The sequence below is a fragment of the Bacillus sp. (in: firmicutes) genome, assembly GCA_012842745.1.
GTDB lineage: Bacteria > Bacillota > Bacilli > Bacillales > Bacillaceae_J > Schinkia.
On sequence record DUSF01000042.1, the window covers coordinates 1 to 1720 of the forward strand.

Sequence of the window (1720 nt, forward strand, 5' to 3'; positions counted from 1 at the left end):
TAAATTTAAAGAGGATAGCAGCTATACTATCCTCTAAAAATCTCTTTATATTAATCATTTTACAAGATTTATTATCATGCCAAACAATTAATGGATGTTTATTTGAAAATAAGTTAAAAAATGGTTGACTTTTTCAGTGGTCTCAACCTGTCCCCTTGTCCCATTTAGTTTACAATCACTTGCATAGTCGCTTGTAAGCTTACAAGTACAGGGGATTTTAGTAGAGCTTCATTTACAATCTCTTCAATAACTTCTTTCGTTGCTGATGTTTTTGTGTTAAGTGTGATAACAGGATTTAAAATGCCTCCGTCACCCTCTTCAATGCCTAAGAAAACAGCGGCATTCAAATCAGCTTCAATATCCGCCCTTACATTTTGTAGTTTAATTCCTTTTTGACTTGCTAACACTTCAAAGGTAATGATAAAACAACTTACGGCTGCGCCAATTAAATATTCTACTGGGTTTGGGGCGACATCTGTTCCACCTAAAACTTTAGGCTCATCTGTATAATAAGGTGCAAAATCACGAATGCAAATCTCGTTTTTTACACCGTTTTCCCACGAAGCACTAGCATGCCATTTGACAATTTTTTGCTCAGGATTTGCTTGAATAGCTGTAATCGTTTGCTTCATTTTTTCAAAATTAATTCCGTTCATGTCTGTTTCCTCCTTGTACTTTGTTGGTCATATATACTATATAAGGTATGTTTAAAAAAAGATGTAAGGACGCTTACACTTTTAGCCAAAACTGATTATTTTTTTCTAACAATCGACCATCTAATAAAAATTGGTTTAAAAGAGAAGTAACAGTTTCCCGGGTCGAACCAATCATCGCTGCGATATCACGGTGTGTTAAATAACTAGGGAGGGAGCGATATCCGTTTTGTTCTTCCTCTGCCAAGCGCTCTAGTAAATATAAGAGGCGGTCTTCTACTTTTCCATATGCTACCTGCTCTAAAACATCGAGAGTTCGGCCAAACTTTTTTGTCACATATTCAAGGAAGGTAAAGGTGAGTTCTGGAGATTGTAATAAAATGTCCTTTACTTCTGAAATAGGAAGCGGGATGATTGAAATAGGTGTTAACGCTCGGACGTAAAGCGTACGATTACTTGGTGAAAACATCGCTAATACTCCTATGAAATCACCAGAGTGGAATAAATCGATGACACACTCTTTTCCGTCAGGATTTATATAAAATAATTGAGCAACACCGTCAGTCAAAACAAAAATATTGTTACCAGCAGGTGTCCTAATAAAGTCTCCTTTTTTATATGTTTTCTTTTCTTGATTAATCCACTTTTCTCTTATATGCGAAGGGAAGTATGAAAGTAAAGACTCCACATGCTCGCTCCTTTCTCAAATTGATCAATCTACCATTCTAAGTTTAAAAGTCTTACGCTAAGTATAACCTTATCAGGAATAGATAGTCTCTCGGAAATTTAATTTCAGGGAGATTATTATGTAAAAGAGGGAGGGACAAGGGGGCAGGTTTGGTGTCCCAGTCATAGATTTAATTCAAGTAAGGTTTAATCTAAGCAATGTTTTTAGATTCATAGGTGGGACACCAAACCTGTCCGAGACCACTGAAAAAGGCAACCATTTTTTAACTTATTTTCAAATAAACATCCATTAATTGTTTGGCATGATAATAAATCTTGTAAAATGATTAATATAAAGAGATTTTTAGAGGATAGTATAGCTGCTATCCTCTTTAAATTTA

2 protein-coding genes are annotated in these 1720 nt (G+C 35.2%); both read right to left on the minus strand.

Annotated elements, in window-relative coordinates; genetic code table 11:
- Window positions 1-164: 164 nt before the first annotated feature.
- Window positions 165-656 carry an OsmC family protein gene (locus GX497_11145; GenBank protein HHY73751.1) on the minus strand — a complete coding sequence of 164 codons (492 nt, stop codon included), beginning with the start codon at window positions 654-656 and terminating at the stop codon, window positions 165-167.
- Window positions 657-729: 73 nt separating this feature from the next.
- On the minus strand, window positions 730-1341 hold the full coding sequence (locus tag GX497_11150) for a Crp/Fnr family transcriptional regulator (protein ID HHY73752.1): 612 nt from the start codon (window positions 1339-1341) through the stop codon (window positions 730-732).
- Window positions 1342-1720: the final 379 nt, after the last annotated feature.